The 20,606-nt window shown below is 65.9% G+C and carries 18 protein-coding genes; 12 read left to right on the forward strand and 6 right to left on the reverse strand.

The features are described 5' to 3' along the window. Window positions 1-69 precede the first annotated feature (69 nt). The 6 genes from WS70_RS19725 to WS70_RS19750 all read left to right on the forward strand — a co-directional run bounded on the left by WS70_RS19725 (window position 70) and on the right by WS70_RS19750 (window position 7,294). On the forward strand, window positions 70-1,689 hold the full coding sequence (locus WS70_RS19725) for a peptide ABC transporter substrate-binding protein (protein ID WP_059598142.1): 1,620 nt from the start codon (window positions 70-72) through the stop codon (window positions 1,687-1,689). 12 nt (window positions 1,690-1,701) lie between these two features. Further along, on the forward strand, window positions 1,702-2,640 hold the full coding sequence (locus WS70_RS19730) for an ABC transporter permease subunit (RefSeq protein WP_059469803.1): 939 nt from the start codon (window positions 1,702-1,704) through the stop codon (window positions 2,638-2,640). Window positions 2,641-2,652: 12 nt separating this feature from the next. Further along, window positions 2,653-3,555, forward strand: coding sequence for an ABC transporter permease (locus WS70_RS19735; RefSeq protein WP_059469804.1), 903 nt, complete (start codon window positions 2,653-2,655; stop codon window positions 3,553-3,555). Between the two features lies 1 nt (window position 3,556). Further along, entirely contained in the window at window positions 3,557-4,546 is a 990-nt protein-coding gene (locus WS70_RS19740; RefSeq protein WP_059598143.1) for an ABC transporter ATP-binding protein, read from the forward strand. Continuing rightward, the gene (locus tag WS70_RS19745) at window positions 4,543-5,676 is read left to right on the forward strand and encodes an ABC transporter ATP-binding protein (RefSeq protein ID WP_059469806.1); all 1,134 of its coding nucleotides are present in this window, start codon (window positions 4,543-4,545) and stop codon (window positions 5,674-5,676) included. Before WS70_RS19740 ends, WS70_RS19745 begins: the two co-directional genes overlap by 4 nt. 157 nt (window positions 5,677-5,833) lie before the next feature. After that, on the forward strand, window positions 5,834-7,294 hold the full coding sequence (locus WS70_RS19750; protein WP_059469807.1) for an OprD family porin: 1,461 nt from the start codon (window positions 5,834-5,836) through the stop codon (window positions 7,292-7,294). Between the two features lie 154 nt (window positions 7,295-7,448). Here the strand turns inward: WS70_RS19750 and WS70_RS19755 are convergent, their stop codons facing one another. The 3 genes from WS70_RS19755 to WS70_RS19770 all read right to left on the reverse strand — a co-directional run bounded on the left by WS70_RS19755 (window position 7,449) and on the right by WS70_RS19770 (window position 10,611). After that, window positions 7,449-8,438, reverse strand: a complete 990-nt coding sequence (locus WS70_RS19755; RefSeq protein WP_059598144.1) for a DedA family protein/thiosulfate sulfurtransferase GlpE — start codon at window positions 8,436-8,438, stop codon at window positions 7,449-7,451. 158 nt (window positions 8,439-8,596) lie between these two features. Next, window positions 8,597-8,869, reverse strand: coding sequence for a hypothetical protein (locus WS70_RS32175; protein ID WP_059469809.1), 273 nt, complete (start codon window positions 8,867-8,869; stop codon window positions 8,597-8,599). Between the two features lie 338 nt (window positions 8,870-9,207). Further along, a complete protein-coding gene (locus WS70_RS19770) occupies window positions 9,208-10,611 on the reverse strand; it encodes a GntP family permease (protein WP_059469810.1) in 1,404 nt (467 codons plus the stop codon). Between the two features lie 285 nt (window positions 10,612-10,896). Between WS70_RS19770 and WS70_RS19775 the strand changes: the two genes are divergently transcribed. From WS70_RS19775 to WS70_RS19795, 6 genes are all read left to right on the forward strand, one after another. Continuing rightward, window positions 10,897-12,438, forward strand: a complete 1,542-nt coding sequence (locus WS70_RS19775) for a sigma-54 interaction domain-containing protein (protein WP_059469811.1) — start codon at window positions 10,897-10,899, stop codon at window positions 12,436-12,438. 79 nt (window positions 12,439-12,517) lie between these two features. After that, window positions 12,518-13,138, forward strand: coding sequence for a BON domain-containing protein (locus WS70_RS19780; protein WP_226382923.1), 621 nt, complete (start codon window positions 12,518-12,520; stop codon window positions 13,136-13,138). A 55-nt stretch (window positions 13,139-13,193) separates the two neighbouring features. Continuing rightward, window positions 13,194-13,493, forward strand: coding sequence for a hypothetical protein (locus WS70_RS33035; protein ID WP_226382988.1), 300 nt, complete (start codon window positions 13,194-13,196; stop codon window positions 13,491-13,493). Window positions 13,494-13,595: 102 nt separating this feature from the next. Then, on the forward strand, window positions 13,596-13,886 hold the full coding sequence (locus WS70_RS19790) for an H-NS histone family protein (protein ID WP_059469812.1): 291 nt from the start codon (window positions 13,596-13,598) through the stop codon (window positions 13,884-13,886). Further along, on the forward strand, window positions 13,844-14,245 hold the full coding sequence (locus tag WS70_RS31695; protein WP_159082930.1) for a hypothetical protein: 402 nt from the start codon (window positions 13,844-13,846) through the stop codon (window positions 14,243-14,245). The genes WS70_RS19790 and WS70_RS31695 overlap by 43 nt, the downstream gene beginning before the upstream one ends. A gap of 1,157 nt (window positions 14,246-15,402) precedes the next feature. Next, on the forward strand, window positions 15,403-17,757 hold the full coding sequence (locus tag WS70_RS19795; RefSeq protein WP_059469813.1) for a bifunctional acetate--CoA ligase family protein/GNAT family N-acetyltransferase: 2,355 nt from the start codon (window positions 15,403-15,405) through the stop codon (window positions 17,755-17,757). Window positions 17,758-18,088: 331 nt separating this feature from the next. Here WS70_RS19795 and WS70_RS33450 read toward each other — a convergent pair whose 3' ends face one another. The 3 genes from WS70_RS33450 to iaaH all read right to left on the reverse strand — a co-directional run bounded on the left by WS70_RS33450 (window position 18,089) and on the right by iaaH (window position 20,519). Continuing rightward, window positions 18,089-18,220 carry a hypothetical protein gene (locus WS70_RS33450; RefSeq protein ID WP_257791904.1) on the reverse strand — a complete coding sequence of 44 codons (132 nt, stop codon included), beginning with the start codon at window positions 18,218-18,220 and terminating at the stop codon, window positions 18,089-18,091. A gap of 212 nt (window positions 18,221-18,432) precedes the next feature. Then, a complete protein-coding gene (locus tag WS70_RS19805; RefSeq protein ID WP_059469814.1) occupies window positions 18,433-18,984 on the reverse strand; it encodes a hypothetical protein in 552 nt (183 codons plus the stop codon). Between the two features lie 131 nt (window positions 18,985-19,115). Then, entirely contained in the window at window positions 19,116-20,519 is a 1,404-nt protein-coding gene (gene iaaH, locus WS70_RS19810; RefSeq protein WP_059598145.1) for an indoleacetamide hydrolase, read from the reverse strand. Window positions 20,520-20,606 lie beyond the last annotated feature (87 nt).

Below are 20,606 nucleotides of genomic sequence, written 5' to 3' on the forward strand. Positions count from 1 at the left end.
GCCGCGCACGGCCTCCTTGTACCGCGCCGCGCGTCGCTTTCCCGCTACCACTACTACCTATCGCACACGATGAAACACACGCATGCCTTCGCGGCCGTGCTGGCCGCGCTCGCCCTGACCACGGCGCAGTTCGCCTCGGCCGTCTCCGTTCCCTCGAATGTCGTTCTTGCCGATCAGCAGGATCTGACGCGGCAAGTGCCCGCCGAAGTCGAATCGCTCGATCCCGCGTACATCGAATCCTGGACCGCCAATACGATCGGTTTGGATCTGTTCGAAGGGCTCGCGCGCATCGCCGCGGACGGGAGCGTGGTGCCGGGTGTCGCGCAGTCGTGGGAGCACAAGGCGCCGGATACGTGGATCTTCAAGCTGCGCCGCGACGCGAAGTGGAGCAACGGCCAGCCGGTGACCGCCGCCGATTTCGTGTATTCATGGCAGCGCCTCGCCGATCCGAAGACGAGCTCGAAATACACGATTCTCGTCGAGTTCGTGAAGAACGCGTCGGCGATCATCGCGGGCAAGCAGCCGCCGACGAATCTCGGCATTCGCGCGGTCGACCCGTACACGGTCGAAGTGAAGACCGAGGTGCCGGTATCGTACTTCCCGGAGCTGACCGCGATGGCGCCGCTTGCGCCCGTCAACAAGGACACGGTGACGAAGTTCGGCGGCGCATGGACGCAGCCGAAGAACATCGTGAGCAATGGACCGTACACGCTCGTCGACTGGCAGCCGAACAACCGCATCGTGATGGCGAAGAGCGACAAATACTGGAACGCGCGCAACGTCGTGATCCGCAAGGTCACCTATCTGCCGATCGAGAACGACGAGACCGCGCTACGGATGTACCAGGCGGGTCAGATCGATTACACGTATTCGATTCCCGCGGGCGCCTTCGGCCAGGTCAGCAAGCAGTTCGGCAAGGAGCTGCGGCCGGGGTTGCAGCTTGCGACGTACTACTACTACCTGAAGAACAGCGCCCCGGCGCTGAAGGACAAGCGCGTGCGGGAGGCGCTTGCGATGGTGCTCGATCGCGAGATCCTGACGTCGAAGATCACGCAGGCGGGCGAAGTGCCGATGTACGGGCTGATGCCGAAAGGCGTGAAGGGCGTGCAGCGGCCGTTCACGCCGGACTGGGCGTCGTGGCCGATGGGCAAGCGCGTCGAGTATGCGAAGAACCTGCTGAAGCAGGCGGGCTACGGCGACTCGAATCCGCTCACGTTCACGCTGACCTACAACACGAACGACCTGCACAAGAAGGTCGCGCTCTTCGCGGCATCCGAATGGCGCACGAAGCTCGGCGTGACGGCGAAGCTCGAGAACGTCGAGTTCAAGGTGCTGATGAAGCAACGTCATGACGGCAAGGTGCAGGTCGCGCGCGACGGCTGGTTCGCCGACTACAACGACGCGATGACGTTCTTCGACCTGATCCGCTGCGGCAGCCCGCAGAACACGGTCGGCTATTGCAATCCGAAGGTCGACGCGCTCGTCGCCGAAGCGAACCAGAAGCTCGACGAGGGCTCGCGCACGACGCTCCTCACGCAGGCGCACGATCTCGCGATGAGCGACTATCCGATGGTGTCGCTCTTCCAGTATTCGGCGGACCGTCTCGTGAAGCCGTATGTCGCCGGCTACACGCTGACGAACTACATCGACATGCGCGCGTCGCAGGACATGTATCTGACCAAGCACTGAGCGGAGCCGATCATGCTGGCCTATGCATTGCGGCGCACGCTTTGGGCGGTGCCGACGATTCTCGCCGTCATCACCGTCTGCTATCTGCTGCTGCACTTCACGCCCGGCGGGCCGTTCGACAGCGAGAAGCAGCTGTCCGCCGCGACGCTCGCGAACCTGAACGCGAAGTACCACCTCGACGAGCCGCTGTGGAAGCAGTACTTGCTGTATCTCGGCTCGCTGCTGCACGGCGATCTCGGTCCGTCGTTCCGTTATACGGACTGGACCGTCAACGATCTCGTGCGCAAGGCGCTGCCCGTGAGTCTCGGCGTCGGCGGCGTGTCGATTCCGCTGTCGATCGTGCTCGGCGTGCTGCTCGGCACGATCGCGGCCGTGCGGCGCGACAGCATCGTCGATCGCGTCGTGATGCTGATCGGCAACTTCGGCAACGTGATTCCGCCGTTCGTGCTCGGCCCCGTGCTCGTGCTGATCTTCGCGATCCTGATGAAGACGTCCGAGGGCGCCGGCTGGCTGCCCGCAGGCGGCTGGGGTGACGGCGGCTGGCGCTATCGCGTGCTGCCCGTCGCGCTGCTCACGCTGATCAACGTGTCGTTGCTCGCGCGCGTGATGCGCGGGTCGATGATCGAGACGCTGTCGAGCAACTTCATCCGCACCGCGCGCGCGAAAGGCCTGCCCGGCCGCACGATCGTGATGCGCCATGCGCTGAAGCCCGCGCTGATGCCTGTCGTGTCGCTGTTCGGCACGGTCTGCATCTCGTCCATCACCGCAGCCGTCGTGACGGAATCGGTGTTCGCGCTGCCGGGCCTCGGACAGCTCGTCGTCAACGGCGCGATCAATCGCGACTACACGCTCGTACTCGGTCTCGTCGTGCTGACGACCGTCTGCGCGGTGCTGTTCAACCTGCTGGTCGACCTCGCATACGCGTGGCTCGATCCGCGCATCCGTTATTGAGAGGGCGATGCGATGACGCCTGTTTCTCCTTCGATCGAGCTGTCGCAGCCGGCCGATGCGCCGCTGCGCTCGCGCACGCCGCTCGAGCTTGCCGCACGGCGCTTCGTGCGCAACCGCGCTGCGCTCGCGAGCCTCGCCGTGCTCGTGCTGATCGCGCTCGCGTGCTTCGTCGGGCCGCTTCTTTCTCCTAACGATCCGGCCACGAGTGACTGGTCGTCGATCAGCCTTGCGCCGAGACTCGCGAACATGCACTGGTTCGGCACCGACGAGCTCGGCCGCGATCTGCTCGTGCGCACGCTGGTCGGCGGGCGCGTGTCGCTCGAAGTCGGCCTGCTCGGCACGTTCGTGTCGGGACTCTTCGGCGTTGCGTGGGGCGCAATCGCGGGCTTCGCCGGCGGACGCGTCGACGCGACGATGATGCGAATCGTCGACATGATGTATGCGATTCCGTATCTGCTGATCGCGATCCTGATGATGACGCTGTTCGGCCGCTCGTTCATCCTTGTCGTGCTGACGATCAGCGCGTTCTCGTGGCTCGACATGGCGCGCGTCGTGCGCGGCCAGACGCTGTCGCTGCGCACGCGCGAGTTCGTCGACGCGGCGCGCGCGATCGGCGTCGCGCCCGCGACCATCGTCCGGCGCCACATCGTGCCGAATCTGCTCGGCGTCGTGGTCGTCTACGCGACCGTCAGCGTGCCGACGATCGTGCTGACCGAATCGGTGCTGTCGTTCCTCGGACTCGGTGTGCAGGAGCCGATGACGAGCTGGGGCGTCCTGATCCAGGACGGCGCGCAGAAGCTCGAGGCGATGCCGTGGCTGCTCCTCGCGCCCGCGGTGATGCTGTGCGTGACGCTCTACTGCGTGAACTTCGTCGGCGACGGTCTGCGCGACGCACTCGACCCGAAGGACCGCTGAGATGGCGCTACTCGAAGTCAAGAATCTCGGTGTGCGCTTCACGCGCCGGGAAGGCGAGCCGGTCGATGCGGTGTCGGGAGTGTCGTTCTCGCTCGAAGCGGGCAAGACGCTCGGCATCGTCGGCGAATCGGGCTCCGGCAAGAGCCAGACGGTGATGGCGCTGCTGGGCCTGCTCGCGGGCAACGGCTCGACGTCAGGCGAAGCGCTGTTCGACGGCGAGAATCTGCTCGACATGAGCATGCGGCAGTTGAACGAAGTGCGCGGCAACCGGATCGGGATGATCTTCCAGGATCCGATGACGTCGCTCAATCCGTTCCTGACGATCGAGCGGCAGATGACGGAGAGCCTGCAACTGCATCGGAAGATGTCGCGCAAGGATGCGATCAGGCGCGCGATCGAAGCGCTCGAAGCGGTCAGGATTCCTGACGCCGCGCGCCGGATCCGGATGTACCCGCACGAGTTCTCGGGCGGCATGCGTCAGCGCGTGATGATCGCGATGGCGCTGCTGCTCGAGCCCGAGATCCTGATCGCCGACGAGCCGACGACCGCGCTCGACGTCACCGTGCAGGCGCAGATCATCGAGCTGCTGCGCGAGCTGAACCGCGAGCACGGCACGTCGATCGTGCTGATCACGCACGACATGGGCGTCGTTGCGGGGCTCGCGGACGACGTGATGGTGATGTATGCGGGCCGTACGGTCGAATACGCGAGCGCCGACGCGATCTTCGCCGCGCCGTCGCATCCGTACACGATCGGCCTGCTGAACGCGCTGCCGCGACTCGACGCGCCCGACGACACGCCGCTTGTCGCGATTCCCGGCAACCCGCCGCTACCCGGCCAAGGCATGCTCGGCTGCGCGTTCGCGAAGCGCTGTTCGCATGCATCGGATCGGTGCGGCGCCGAGCGCCCCGAGCTGATCGCCTATTCGGACACGGGCGCCGTGCGCGCGTGTCATCGGCCCATTGCGGAAATCATGGGAGGGCTGCGATGAGCGCCGCGACCGATCTCGTTTCTTCTGTTTCCTCGTTCGTTTCCGCTTCGCCGGACGCGCCGAGCGGCGTCGGAACCTCCAGTTCCGGCGCGCCGGACGCCGTTGCGCGAGGCAACGACACGTCGCACGACGCCGAAGCGCTGCTGTCGGTGCGCGATCTCAAGGTGCATTTCCGCGTGCCACTCGGCGGCTACCCGTGGTCGCCCAAGGGCACGCTGCGCGCGGTCGACGGCGTGTCGTTCGACGTGAAGCGCGGCGAGACCGTCGGGCTCGTCGGCGAATCGGGTTGCGGCAAGTCGACGCTCGCACGCGCGCTGATCGGCCTCGCGCCGGTCACGGCGGGCACCGTGCAATGGCGCGGCGAGCCGATCGTGAGCGGCGCGCGCCGCGACGCGCGCAAGATCCGCCGTGAGATGCAGATGATCTTTCAGGATCCGCTCGCGTCGCTCGATCCGCGGATGACGATCGAGCAGGTCGTCGCCGAGCCGCTCGTCACGCATCGGCCGGGCATCGGCCGCGAAGAAGTGCGCCGTCGCGTGCTGACGATGCTCGAGCGCGTCGGCCTGAACGTCCATCATCTGCTTCGTTATCCGCATGAATTTTCCGGCGGCCAGTGCCAGCGCGTCGGCATTGCGCGCGCGTTGATCGCCGAGCCGCATCTCGTGATCTGCGACGAGCCCGTGTCCGCGCTCGACGTGTCGATCCAGGCGCAGATCGTCAACTTGCTGCGCGATCTGCAGCGAGAGCTGTCGTTGTCCTATCTGTTCGTCGCGCACGATCTCGCGGTCGTCAAGGCGATCAGCCAGCGCGTGCTCGTGATGTATCTCGGCCGCGTGATGGAATTCGGCACGCGCCGCGACGTGTACGGCGCGCCTCAGCATCCGTACACGCGCGCGCTGCTCGCCGCCGCGCCGACGCCGGAGCCCGCGCGCGAGCGCGCGCGGCGGCCGCTGTTGCTCGCGAGCGAGATGCCGTCTCCGCTCGATCCGCCTTCGGGCTGCGCGTTCCGCACGCGGTGTCCGGACGCGATCGACGCCTGCGCGCGCGAGGTGCCGCAGCCCGAGGTGCGCGGCGGATCGGCCGCGCGCGTCGCTTGCATTCGGGCCGGCGTCGCAGGCGCGCAGCGCTGAGCAGTACCGACAAAGACACAACAAGCCAACAGGGGTGTGGACGGCGCGGATGATCTTCGCGTCGTGGGAAGGCGCGTCGTCACGGCGGCGCGCCGGGGTGTCGCCGGCCGCGATGCGCGGCCGGCGAGTGGGTAGTCAACATAAAAAGAGAAGCGCAATGACACAACATCAATCGATGAAGAGGGTCGCGCGAGCAGTCCTGCTCGCGTGGGGACTGCCGATGCTCGCCGGCGTGTCGATCGCAGGCGCGGCGCGTGCGGATGACGCGGCGCCGGCCGCGCCGGCCCGGGCGGCGCCCGCCGCGACGCTTGCGCAGCAGGCGACGACGCCGAACGCGATCATCAACGCCGACGCCACGCAGGAGATCATGCCGCCGGAGCCGGTGTCGAGCCAGTCGACGTCGAAGGGCTTCATTGCCGACAGTCATTTCGACGTGCTGTTCCGCAACTACGCGGACGTGCTCGATTCGAAGGGCGGACCGCATCGCCACGCGTGGGTCCAGGGTGTGATGGCGAACTTCGAGTCCGGCTATACGGGCGGGCTGATCGGCTTCGGCGTCGACGCGTCGATTTACGCCGCGCTGAAGCTCGACGGCGGCGCGGGCGCGAGCAACATGGTGCACATCGCGAAGGGCGGCGGCGGCTCGAACCAGTTCGCATGGGCGTTTCCCGGCATTTATGACGTGAAGGCGCGCATTTCGAACACGGTGATCAAGTACGGTCTGCAGGCGGTCGACAATCCGTTCATGGAGCAGCACGACAACCGCGCATTGCCGCCGACGTTCCTCGGCGCGACGATCGTCAGCAACGAATTCAAGAACGTGATGCTCGAAGCGGGCAGCTTCACGAAGACGGACGCGCGCGGCTACGCGACGCTCACGAACCTGACGACCCAATACGGCGGCACGCGCGTCGATCGCTTCACGTACCTGGGCGGCACCTGGGATTACTCGTCGACGGGCTCGGCGTCGTTCTACGCGGGTCAGGCCGACGACGTATGGCGTCAGTACTACGGCTCGGTCAAGCAGAGCTACGGCTCGCCGCAGGCGATCAAGTGGACGGGCTTCGGCAACTTCTATTCGACGCACGACACGGGCGACGCGCGCCAGGGCAAGATCGACAACAATGCGTACAGCTTGTCGCTCGCCGCGCAGCACGGTCCGCACGAGCTGCTGCTCGGCTATCAGCAGGTGCTCGGCGACCAATTCTTCGATTACCTGAACGAAACGAACGGCATCTTCCTCGTCGATTCGATGGATGTCGACTACAACGCGCCGCACGAAAAATCGCTGCAGTTGCGCTACACGTTCTACGGCAAGGAGGCGGGGCTGCCCGGCTTCAAGGCGATGGTGTGGGGCGTGACGGGCTGGGGCGCGGACGGCTCCGCGGGCGCGGCGCTCGATCCGACGCGCTCGAGCATCTACTGGAAGGACGGCGCGCCGGTGCAGGGCCGCCACCACGAGTTCGGCTTCATCCCGTCGTACACGATCCAGAGCGGCAAGTTCAAGGACACGAAGATCACGTTCATCGCGATGTGGCACGTCGGCTCGACGCACTACTCGGACAGCACCAACCAGGAATACCGGCTGGTCGTGAACGTGCCGGTGAAGGTGTTCTGAGCATTCCGAAACGATTCGCGCGGCGGCGCAAGCTCGGCTGCCGCCCGACATCGGCATTTCTGCGGCGGCATGCGGCTCGCGTCCGAATGCAAAAGCCGCCGCCGTTCTCCGCGCCCCGGACGATGCGCGTGCACGCTGCTGCGCGTCCGTTCGATCAGGCGGTTTTCGGTGCGGGTGCGAGCACCGCTTCGCTCGCTGCCTGCGGATCGAGCTCGATCAATTGCCGGCCCGTGTCGCGCCATGCGTCGAGGCCGCCGCGCAGCGCGAGCGCGTCGGCGAAGCCGGCTTGCTTGAGGCGCTGAGCCATCAGCGCCGCCGTCACTTCGTTCGGGCACGAGCAATAGATCACGAATTTCTGCGTCGCCGGATAGTGCGCGACGATGGCGTGCAGATCGCGTTCGTCGGCGAACTGCGCGCCCGGGATCGCGTACGGATCGAGCTTGCGGTGCTCGGGCGAGCGCGCGTCGACGATGACTGGCGAGGGATCGGCTTGCAGCAACTGGTCGAGTTCGTCGACATCGATCCGCGCGTTCGCGAGCTGGCGAATCAGCGCGCGGCGGCGCATCCAGCGCACGGCCGTATAGAGCGCGAGCAGCACGACGATCACGACGAGCACCGCGCGGCCGAGCCGGTTCGCGCCGGTGAAAAGCCAATCGATCTGTTTCGCGAACACGAACCCGACGGCGATGCCGCAGCCCGCCCACAGCAGCGCGCCCAAGCCGTCGTAGCCGACGAACGTCCGATAGCGCGTGCCGAGCGCGCCCGCCATCGGCACCGAGATCAGCGACAGGCCGGGGATGAAGCGCGCGACGGCGAGCACGCGCACGCCCCAGCGGCCGAAGAAGCGTTCGGTTTTTTTCACGCAGCTGTCGCGTGACAGCGAAAGCTTGCATAAGGTTTTCAGCGCGCGGCCGCCGAAATGCCGGCCGGCGACGTACCACGCGGTGTCGCCGATCAGCGCCGCGAGCACCGCGAGTGCGAGCACGGGCGCGAGCTGCGCGCCGATCGCGTCCGGATGCAGCGTCGCCATTGCGCCGAACAGCACGAGCGTCGGCATGGCGGGCACGGGCAGGCCGATCGCGGCCGCGAGCACGTTGGCGAACACGATGAGCGGCCCGAAACGGGCGACGAGATCATGAAGCATGACGAAACGATGGAGGGTCGCCGCGAGAAGCGCGCGGCATGGAGCGCGTGGATGTGCCGATTATCGGCTATTTTCGGGAAGGGGATCACAGCGCGCATCGGCGCGCGGCGGAGACGGTGAGGGCGCGGGCCGGCCGCGGCCTCACCATGGCGGCGGGATCAGGGTGTCGTGCTGCGGACGAGCGGGGTGGCGCCGTGCGTTTCGCCCGGCAGCTCCGCGCCGTGCGAACGAATCGCGGCGATCAACTCGGCGGGCGTGATTTCGTAGCGTACTTCCCGATGGATGCCGGGCTTGCGTTCGTCGATTTCGATGAGCAGTACGCTTTTGCCGTCTTCGGTGGCCGCGAGACGCAGCGAGCGAAGCTCGCGGCCGTCGGCCGGATCGAATTCGGTCAGCAGGGTCATGGCCCCGGAAGAACCGGTCGTGCGCATTGAACGTGTCCTCGTGTCGTGAAATAGGAAATGTTGCTTTGCGGACTGCTTGAATGCAGTTTAACCGAAGCGGGCGGCCGCAATGAGAATTTCGCGAGGCGTTCGATCGGTATGGTCGGGCGGCTTGCCGGAGCGTTGCCGCGCGTTGCGCGGCGGGCCCGCCGGCGTTCGCACAAATCCGCATGTTGCAGCGGCGCGTCACGATAAAAGTATGAGAGAAAACGGAATCGGCCCGGCGCGCCGTCGAGCGGCGGGCGCCGGGCCGATTTGTTCGCCGGCGCTTCGTCGAAGCCGGCCGGCGGCGGTCGCGAGACGGGCGCGTTGCGCCTGTCGTCAGATCATACGAGCCCTGTCAGATAATAGACGGCGATCACGAAGAACACCGCGAGCGTCTTGATGACGGTCACCGCGAAGATGTCGCGATACGACTCGCGGTGCGTGAGGCCCGTCACCGCGAGCAGCGTGATCACCGCGCCGTTGTGCGGCAGCGTATCCATGCCGCCGCTCGCCATCGCGACGACCCGGTGCAGCACTTCCATCGGAATCTGCGCGGCCTGCGCGCCCTTGACGAAGAGATCCGACATCGCCGCGAGCGCGATGCTCATGCCGCCCGACGCCGAGCCCGTGATACCCGCGAGCGAGCTGACCGACACGGCGGCGTTGACGAGCGGATTCGGGATGTGCTTCAGCGCATCGCCGACGACGATGAAGCCCGGCAGCGCGGCGATCACGCCGCCGAAGCCGTATTCGGACGCGGTGTTCATCGCGGCGAGGAGCGCGCCGCCGACTGCCGCCTTGGTACCGGTCGCAAAGCGCTCGTGCACGCGCTTGAACGCGGTGATGACGACGAGCAGGATGCCGAGCAGCAGCGCCGCTTCGACCGACCAGATCGCGACGACGGTCTTGATCGGCGTCGTGATCGGCGCGTGGACGCCGGGCAGCACGTCGGGCGGGACCGTGTACGATGCGCCGCCGTACCACACTGGAATCAGTTTCGTCAGCGTGAAGTTCGCGACGCCGACGAGCACGAGCGGCGACACCGCGAGGATCGGATGCGGCAGCGACTGCGTTTCGACGCGCTCGGGCTCGTTGATGAGCGAGGTGCCGTAGCCTTCGCCGCGCGCGAGCGCCGAGCGGCGGCGCCATTCGAGATACGACAGGCCGACGACGATGATGAACACCGACCCGATCGTGCCGAGCGCGGGCGCGGCCCACGCGGTGGTCTTGAAGAACGTCGTCGGGATGATGTTCTGGATCTGAGGCGTGCCCGGCAGCGAGTCCATCGTGAACGAGAACGCGCCGAGCGCGATCGCGCCTGGCATCAGCCGCTTCGGAATGTTGCTCTGACGATAGAGCTCGGCCGCAAACGGATAGACGGCGAACACCACGACGAACAGCGACACGCCGCCATAGGTGAGGAGCGCGCAGACCGCGACGATCACCGCATTCGCGCGCGAGCGGCCGATGTAGCGGATCGCGGCCGCGACGATCGCCTCGGAGAAGCCGGACAGCTCGATGACCTTGCCGAACACCGCGCCGAGCAGGAACACCGGGAAGTAGAGTTTGACGAAGCCGACCATCTTTTCCATGAAGATGCCGGAGAAGACGGGGGCGACGGCGGCGGGATCGGTCAGCAGCACCGCGCCCAGTGCGGCGACGGGCGCGAACAGGATCACGCTGTAGCCGCGGTACGCGGCGAACATCAGGAAGGCCAGCGCAGCGAGGACGATCAAGAATGACAAGAGAGTCTCCTAAACCTTGGTTGTTGTGCGGGCGGGCGCGCCAGACAGACGGCGCGACGCTCCGGCAGCTCTTCCGCAGGATTCGTGCCATCGGACGTGCGGCGGGCCGCAGCCGCGCCGGCAGCGGGGCGTGCTGCGCCGCCGGCTGCCGGCTGCGTCCGATTCTACAGAAAACGTCTCTATATGTAGACGAATGCGGCGCGGCCGGCGTCTCGATCGGCCCGTCAGGCTTGCGTGACGGCCTCTTGCTGTCTGTCTCCTGCATGAGATAATCCGTCTCGCTTTGTGGACAAGAAAGAAATAGTGGAGACGAACGCACAGATTTCGAACGGCTGGGCCGCGCTGCCCGTCGATTACGGCGACGTGCTGCGGCGCGCGGCGGAGTCCCTTTTCAAGACCTTCGAGCATTCGAGTGTCGGCACGCTGATCGTCGACAAGGATGCGCGCGTCGTCTGGATCAATCAGCGCTATGCCGCGCGCTTCGGCTTTGCCGATCCGCAGCAGGCGATCGGCCGCGATTGCGAGGCGGTGATTCCGCACAGCCTGATGCGCGAGGTGGTCGCGACTGGCCGCCCGATCCTGCTCGACATCATGGAGACCGGCCGCGAGCCGCTCATCGTCACGCGCCTGCCGCTCACGGGCGAGGCGGGCGAAACCGTCGGCGCGATCGGCTTCGCGTTGTTCGACGAGCTGAAGACGCTGACGCCGCTCTTTTCCCGCTATATGCAGGTCCAGCAGGAGCTGATTGCGACGCAGCGCTCGCTCGCGCAGGCGCGGCGTCCGAAATACACGTTCGCGAGCTTCGTCGGCACGAGCGCCGTGAGCCTCGAAACGAAGCGGCAGGGGCGGCGCGCCGCGCAGGTCGATTCGCCCGTCTTGCTGCTCGGCGAGACGGGCACTGGCAAGGAGCTGCTCGCCCATGCGATTCACGCCGCGTCCGCGCGCGCGCTGAAGCCGCTCGTGACGGTCAACGTCGCGGCGATTCCCGACGCGCTGCTCGAAACCGAGTTCTTCGGCGCGGCACCGGGCGCGTATACGGGCGCGGACCGCAAGGGCCGCGTCGGCAAGTTCGAGCTCGCCGACGGCGGCACGCTCTTTCTCGACGAAATCGGCGACATGCCGCTGCCGCTGCAGGGCAAGCTGCTGCGCGTGCTGCAGGACAAGGAGTTCGAGCCCGTCGGCTCGAACCGGATCGTGCGCGCGAACGTGCGGATCATCGCGGCGACGTCGGCCGAGCTGCCGGCGCTCGTCGCCGAGGGGCGCTTTCGCGCGGACCTTTATTACCGGCTGAACGTGCTGACGATCCATGCGCCGCCGCTGCGCGAGCGCGCATCGGATATCGAGGCGCTCGTCTATACGATGCTCGAGGAGCTTGCCGCGCAGCACGGACTTGCCGAGCACTGCGAACTGACCGACGATGCGCTGCGTCTGCTGTGTGCCTATCCATGGCCCGGCAACGTGCGCGAACTACGCAACACGCTCGAGCGTGCGCTGATGCTGTCCGATCGCGCGCTGATCGATGCGCGCGCGCTCGCGCCGTTCATCGGGCCCGGGCGTGGGGCGGCCGCGGTTTTCGGCGCCGCGCCCGCTGCCGGCGCAAGTGCGACGGCCGGTGCGGGTTCGGTTTCCGGCGCGGTATCGACGGTTGCGTCCGATGCGCGCGCCGCATCTTTGTCCTATGCGTCCGCGTACGCCGCGTGGGAGCGCCAGTTCCTGATGGACGCCCTGGCCGCATGCAACGGCAAGGTGACGGAGGCGGCCGCGCGCATCGGCATCGGGCGCGCGACGTTCTACAAGAAGCTCGCGGCGCTCGGCATCGACACATAGCAGACCGATGCGCGGGATGCATTCGCCGCGCAGGTGTCGACGCTCGCGCATGAGCGGGCGTATCCGCATGGAGGTTGCGATGAAGCGCATCGAGATCGCCGCATCGTGCGTGACGCTCGCGGCCGCCGCGCATGTTGTGTTCGCGCAGGACGGCGTGCCGCCTGCATCGTCCGTATCGACTGCGGCGTCGAACACTTCGGCGCCGACGGCATCTGAGTCGCCTGCGTCATCGACGTCGTTCGCATCGTCGGGATCGCCTGCTTTGGTCGAGCGACGCAATTGGTACGGCGATCCTTTTTTTGCATTGTCGAATGCGATTGCCGAATGCCCGGTTCCGCTCGGTCCGTTGATGACGCGTGCGCAAATGGAGGACGATGCGCATTACCGCGTCGAGCGCGGAACGACTTGCTGGCTCGCGCATCGCTGCAGCAAACCGAATTCATATTTATACGACAAGCCGATTGCCGGAGAACTAAAAAAGGAATTTGCCGGCGGCGATGCGGCTTTGGCCGGCACGAGCATCTGGATCACGATTCAGCGCCGCTTCATTTATGCCGAGGGATGCGCGCCCGCATCGTTCGATCGCGATGCGTTGCGACGCAGGCTCGAGGCGCTGCCCGACGTCGAGCAAGTATTCATTCGGCTTACCGACGATCCACGCGGCCGTGCGCCCTATAAGACACTCGTTGCACCCGATTGACCCTTTGTCGCGTGGCTTGGCATATACTCGCGTCGTCCAAGAAGAAAGCGGAGCGATAGGCAGATTCATGAAACAGACGGGTGCGCCGGCGCCGGGGCAATGCGGCGCGTTCTTGCGGACAGGATTTTTGATTGCTTTAATAGCGGGGCTTTCAGGCTGCGGAGGTAGCGCGCCGCTGTTTACGTCCGACGGGCGTTCGACCACGATGGTCCAATGCCCCGCCGGCGGTCCTTGGGACACCTGCATTCAGAATGCGCGCGGCATTTGCGGCGGCGATTTCGACACGATCAGGCAATCGGTCGATAACGGCGTGCGGTACCTTCTCTTCGCATGCAAGGCTGGAAATGGCTTTTGAGCATCGCTTGCGGGATATGAAAGCAATGCGAAAAATGTTCGATTGATTTGGAATTGATTCATATACTTCCATCTATAAATAACGAGACGGAGCTTCATCCATATGGCGACCTATAGGCAACTGACTGCACAGCTCGAAAAACTTCAACAGAAAATCGACAAGGAACGCGAAAAAGCGATCGCGGACGCCATTGCCGATATCAAGGCGAAGATCGAAGAATACGACATCACACCGGACGAATTGGGATTCAGGAGTATCAAGACGACGGCGAAGCCGAAGCGCCCGCTGCCGCCGAAGTACCTCAATCCGAAGACGGGCGAGACCTGGAGCGGCCGCGGCCGTGCTCCGGCTTGGCTCGGCAAGAATCGCAACCGCTTCCTGATCAAGGACTGATCCCGGAAACTCTCACCTTTGGCGCCTTGAACGACGGTGCGAACGGCAAACTGGCCATTCGCACCATTTTGTTTTTGGCACGCGGTTCGTTTGTTTCACGGCGGCCGCGCGATTTCATGCCGCAGGTGGTTGTGCGTAGATTTGACGTTGAAGCGAGCGGATTTAGCCAGATATTGCGTTATTCCATGTTCGACTCGAACTTGCCGATTCGGCGAAGTTGTTTCACGCTGCATCGTGCAGACGGGACGCCGTATGCGTTTTTTTCGTTTCGATTTGCGATATTTGCGCAGCCCGGTGCGCAATCCCGAATATCCTCACCTTGGCTCCCGAAAACGCTCACCTTTGGCGACGAGACGTGAGTCCTGTTTTCGTACCATCTGTGTTTCGCCTTACGCTCGGATCGGGAGCGCGAAACGCGATTCGATTGCGATGCCAATAAAGCGGCGGCGCGCCGACACGTTGATTCGTCTGTCCAATCCCGCCATGCGATGTGCGGGAATGGACAACGTGTCCGAACCGTGGACCCGCGCAGACGACCTTCTTGAGACGGGGTTCTCAATCGAACGGCATTCCGCTTGATGCATGTCGTAGTCGGTGCGAATGGAAAACGATCGTTATTCACGGAAGAAGCGTTTTTCGATGCCTCGCAGCGCCGGTTAGCGCACATTTGCGTTCGTCGTGAAGCGCGAGCACATGCGTATCGCGAGCGGCGCATCGTTTGCGAGACCGCGAACGAAGGGCCGTTCGACGGTGCGATACGCGATGCGGCGGCTGTTCTTGCACCTGGCTGCGCCACGATTTCGACTCCACTCGAACTTCGAACTGTGTCGTTCGATTGCTCGCGTAGCGGGCCTGCGCAATGCGCGAAGATTGTCTGCTATTCGGCAACGCATCAATTTTTCTAGCCTGGCTTTTCCGATTCTTCATTCGGTGCGATCGAATTTTCGAGACGGCAGTTTCAAAACGAATGCGCGTGCCTTTTTAATGCCGTGCGGCGAGGCACGGCGAGAGGCGAGTCTGGACGCAGACGCGTAAGCAGTTTCGAATTTCGACTGCTGGAATCGAAACCGCGAGGGCGGCGGCCATTCGAGCGGACCGTGGTTGGCCGCGTTGTCGGTAGCCGTGTCGCCGGCCGAGTCGGCGGGGCAAGCGAGTCGAGCATCGCGCGCAGCGTGCCGGCGACGGCGTGTTTGCGGTGCGAGCAGCACGCAATTTCGTCAAAGAGGCGGGGCGTCGTCGCCGGGAGCGCGGTTTGCCCGATGCATCCGTTCATTCTCGTTTTACTCCATTTCGAAAGACCGGTATTCCCGACCCGCGTTTTCGGCGGAGAAGGGCTTGTTCGACACCGACGGGGCGGCGTCGGTATTGATGATGCCGATGCTTGCGCGAATCGGCGATTCGGCCGAACGGCATATAGGCGTCGCCCGGCGCTTCGCCTATCCTATGGACTCGCAGGCTCGGTCCGGCAGGGCTGCGCCTTCGATCGTCGTCGCTCATTCCTTTCAGCGGAGCTGCCGTGACCGTTCGCAATCTCGATGCGTTGTTCCAGCCGACCTCCGTCGCCGTGGTCGGCGCGTCGCCGCGTCCCGGCAGCGTCGGCGCGATGGTCTGGGCGTGCGTGCTCGATGGCCGGTTCGGCGGCGCGATCTGGCCCGTCAATCCTAAATACGGCGAACTGAACGGGCACAAGGTGTACCCGTACGTCGATCAGCTACCGAGCGCGCCGTCGGTCGCGCTCGTCTGCACGCCGCCCGCGACGTGGCCCGGCATCGTGCGCAAGCTCGGCGGCCTGGGTGTCCGTGCGGCGATCATCGTCGGCGAGGCCCGTTCGAGCACGGACCGGGCCGCGCTCGAACGCACGCTCGCCGCGGCGAAGCCGTACCTGCTGCGCATCGTCGGGCCGGGCAGCCTCGGTGTCGCCTCGCCCGTGCTGAACGCGCATTTCGGCGCGCCGGCGTGCATCGTCAAGGCGGGCGGGGTCGCGTGGGTATCGCAGTCGAACGCATTGACGAACGCGGTGCTCGGCTGGGCGCATGCGCGCGGACTCGGTTTCTCGCACGCCGTCGCGCTCGGCAGCGAGGCGGACGTCGACGCGGCCGACGTGCTCGATTACCTGGCGAGCGATGCCGCGACGCGCGCGATCCTGCTCGAGCTCGATACGGTGAAGTCGGCGCGCAAGTTCATGTCGGCCGCGCGCGCGGCGGCGCGCAACAAGCCGGTGCTCGCGCTCCGCACCGGACGCGGCGATTCGGGCGATCTGCTCTATACGGCCGCGTTTCAGCGCGCCGGGATGGTTCGCGTCGAGGCGCTCGACGATCTCCTCGACGAAATCGAAACGCTCGGCGTCGGCCGGGCGGCGGCGAGCGGCGCGGCGACGCTCGTGACGAGCGACAAAGGCGTCGCCAAGCTGGCGGTCGATGCGCTCGCGGCGGCGGGCGAGACGCTCGCGCAATGGCCGCAGGCTGCCCTCGACGAGGTCGCCGGCGCGCTGCCTGCCGGAATCGCCGCCGGCAATCCGTTGCTGCTCGGCGACGATGCGCGTCCCGAGCATTTCGGCGCGGCATTGAAGGCCCTCGCGCAGCATCCGCCGACGGGCACCGTGTTCGTCGTTCACGCGACGTCGCATAGCGCGCCTGCTGGCGACGTCGCGCGCGCGCTGATCGAATCGCGCAAGTTCGCGCGCCGCGGCATGCTTGCGTGCTTCTTCGGCGGCGTCGACGCCGCCACGCGCGATGCGTTGCACGAGCACGGCATTCCCGTGCACACGACGCCGCAGCGTCTCGCGCGCGCACATGCGCGTCTCGTCGACTATCAACTGGGCCGCGAGTTGTTGATGCAGACGCCGGAGGGCTCGCCGCCGCAACCTGCGGCGTCGATCTCGGCTGCGCAAGAGGTCGCGCGCACGGCGCTCGCGCAGGGGCGCGACGCATTCGAAGGCGATGCGGCGCTCGGCTGGCTCGCCGGCTTCGGCGTCGAGCGCACAACCGATACGGACGTCGGCGATGCGATCGTCGACATCACGGTCGACATGTTCGACGACCAGAACTTCGGTCCGGTATTTCGTTATTCGGTGCCGCCGGCGGATGGCGTTTCGGCGCCGTTCGTCGTCTACGGGCTGCCGCCCTTCAATACCGTGCTGGCGCGAGCGGTTGTCGCGCGGTCGCCGTATGCGCGCCGCGCGCCGCCCGAGCCGCTGCTGCATGCGCTGACCGCGCTTTCGCAAGCCGTGTGCGAGGTGCGCGAAGTCGTGCAGATGTCGCTCGTGTTGCGCGTGCGGGCCGAGCGCGTCGTCGCGGTCGCGCCGCACATCCGGCTCGCGACGGGGCGCAGCCGGCTTGCGATCGTCCCGTATCCCCGCTACCTGGAGCAGAAGATCGACTGGCGCGGCGAGCACGTCACGGTGCGCCCGATTCGTCCCGAGGACGAGGATGCGCATCGGGAGTTGCTGAGCGCGATGACGCCGGATGATTTGCGGATGCGTTTCTTCGGCGCGATACGCAACTTCGATCATTCGCAGATCGCGCGGATGACGCAGATCGATTACGACCGCGAGATGGCGTTGATTGCGACGGTCGACGACGCCGAAGGCCGCGCGCATACGCTCGGCGCTGTACGCGCGGTGACCGATCCGGACAATGAAGCAACGGAATTTGCGATCGCAGTGCGGCCCGATCAGAAGGGCAAGGGACTCGGACGACTGCTGATGGGACGCATCATCGAATACGCACGTTCGCGCGGAACGGGTTGGATGATCGGCGAGGCGCTGCGCGAGAACACGGCGATGATCTCACTTGCGAAAGACAGCGGCTTTGCCGTGTCGGCGACGCAAGAGCCGGGGGTGGTCGGTTTCAGATTGAAGCTGCAGCAATGATGCGGCCGTACGGCGTGCGTCGTTGCACGCGTGCATCCGGTGGGCGAGTCGGGTTGTCGTCGCGGCGGTATGCGGTCGGTGTAGTCGGCGCTTCTTAATCCAGTGCTGCAAGGGCTGCCGACGAGTTGGATGTTGCCGAAGCCGTCGGGGCTGCCAACATCCCTGACGGCTGACGGCTGACGGCTGACGGCTGACGGCTGACGGCCTCGACGCCCCACGCACCCCACGCGTTCCACGCGTTCCACGCGATTCACGCGATTCACGCGATTCACGCGATTCACGCGATTCACGCGATTCACGCGATTCACGCGATTCACACGATTCACACGATTCACACGACCAACACGACCAACACGACCAACACGACCAACACGACCAACACGACCAACACGACCAACACGACCAACACGACCAACACGACCAACACGACCAACACGACCAACACGACCAACACGACCAACACGACCAACACGACCAACACGACCAACACGATTTCTCGACGGTGAGATCTTACGGGATATGAAATCGGGAGAGAGGTGAGGTTTTCCGGGAGAAGACTCGACCGACGCGCATCGCGCAGCGCTTTTCATCGACCGCATCGGGCGGCGACGCACCGGTGGCATGCACGAACGCGCATCCGCCAATCCATCACGCCCGAATGCGTGAGGAAAAGAATCAAGCCGCGAGCTTCGCCGCTGCCTCGTCCACCTGCACGCGAGAGATCGCGAGCTCTTCGAGCAGCGCTTCCGCGTAGACGGCGCCCGTCTCACGCTCGAGACGCGCGACCGTCAGCGCGCAGCGGGCAGTGTCCTTCGGCATCGCGATGAAGCGCTTGATCGATTCGCCCGCCTTGAACGCGTCGAAGAGCGGCAGCCGCACTTCATCCGGCAGCGTCTTCGTCCATTGATACGGCTTGCCGTTGACCGTCAGCGACGGCGGCAGCGAGCGCTCCTTCTTGCCCGCCGCAATGAGGCCGTACGTGCGCGCGGCTTCGCCGATCTGCTCGGGGGAGAAGAGCTCGTCGGGCGTGATTTCGAATTGCGCGACGTAGTTTTCGATCGCATGCATCGCGGCCGCGCGGTCGTCGCGCTTCTGCTGCGCGCGCGCGACGATGTCGCGCAGTTCGTCCGCTTCCCCGGGCGTGATCGTGAAGCTTGCTTGCTTCTGCTGAAGTTCGGAGAAACGTTGGAATTCGAGATCGGTCAGAAGTTTGGCCATGACGTCCATAAGGCGCCCGCCGTCAGTGACGACAGCGGGCGGTATTTTGAAGGGGGCGCTATTTTAGCGTAGCGCCGCGCGCACGGCGGATTCGCGCGCCCGATCCGCATCAGTACGCCGGCTCGTGCGCCAGCCTTGCGTCACGCCGTACGCGTGAGCAGCCGCTCCACTTCACGCGCGATCGCGAGCAAGCGCCGGTCGCTGCCCGCCGGTCCTTCGAGCATCAGTCCGACGGGCATGCCGGTGTGCTTCGACAGCCCCGCGGGAATCGACACCGACGGCACGCCGCCGAGCGTCGCCGGCCCCGTCTGACGGATCACGCGCGCAAACAGCGCATGCGCGGCGTCGGGCGGCAGGTCGTGGCCGCTGTCGGCGACGAGCGGCGCTTCGCATTGAACGGTCGGCAGCACGATGCAATCGACGCCCGTCCGGTGGAACGCCTGGTCGTACCAGCGCACGATGTCCTGCAGCACGCCGAGTGCCGCCGCGTACGCGTCGCTCGACGGCGGCGCGTCGAGCAGCATCTGGAAGATGTGCCGCACGTCGTTGCTGCCGAGCCGTGCAACGAACTCCGCGAACGGCAGATCGAGTTGCTCGGCGCTGAAGCGCCGCCAGTACGCGAGCGCCTCGAACCCGGCGATCGCGAAGCCGCACGCGTCGTCCGTTTCATACAGCGCGCGGGCGGCGAGCGGGATCAGGCGCGCGCCCGCGCCCGTCAGTGCGGCGAGCGCGCGCTCAGTCAGTTCGGCGACGGCCGGGTCGAGTCCGTCGAAGTACGGCGCATCCGGCACGCCGATCGTCAGTCCCGTAAGCGCGAGCGGCGCGGGTTCGCTCGCGTCGCGCGTCAGTACGGCATCGAGCAACAGCAGATCGTCGATGCCGTGCGTGATCGGGCCGACCGTATCGCGTGTCGGCGACAGCGCGAGCACGCCTTCCGTCGAATAGCGGCGCAGCGTCGGTCGCAGCCCGGCGACGCCGCAGAACGCCGCCGGAATCCGTACCGAGCCGCCTGTGTCAGTGCCGAGGCCGAACGGAATGCCCGCCGCGACCACGGACGCCGTGCCGCCGCTCGAGCCGCCCGCGATGCGCGCCGGGTCGTGCGGGTTGCGGACCGCGCCGAAATGGCCGTTCGCGCTCGTGACGCCGAACGCGAGCTCGTGCATGTTCGCCTTGCCGAGCGGCACGGCGCCCGCGTCGAGCAACTGCTGGACGGCCGTCGCGTTGCGCGTCGCGTCGAAGCCGAGCAGCGCGGGGCTCGCGGCGTGCGTCGGCATGTCGGCGGTGAAGAGGTTGTCCTTGATGACGAACGGCACGCCCGCGAGCGGCAGCTTGCGGCCGCTCGCGATCTGCGCGTCGACGTGCGCGGCGGCTTGCCGCGCGATCTCCGGCGCGACGTGCGTCATCGCGTCGAGCGGCTCGATGAGCGCGAGGCGCTCGAGCGCCGCCTCGGCATGCTGGACCGCGCGCGTCCGCCCGCTGTTCACGGAATCCGCGACGTCCCGCACGCCGGCGGACTGAGCGAAGGTTTCACGATGTGACGTCATTGGCCTGTCTCCATGTGATGTGCGCCGCCGGAGGCAGCGCTCGTGATCGGCATGATCGGAACGACGAGGCCTCGATGATTTCACATT

Source organism: Burkholderia mayonis (assembly GCF_001523745.2).
In the GTDB taxonomy this organism is placed as follows: domain Bacteria; phylum Pseudomonadota; class Gammaproteobacteria; order Burkholderiales; family Burkholderiaceae; genus Burkholderia; species Burkholderia mayonis.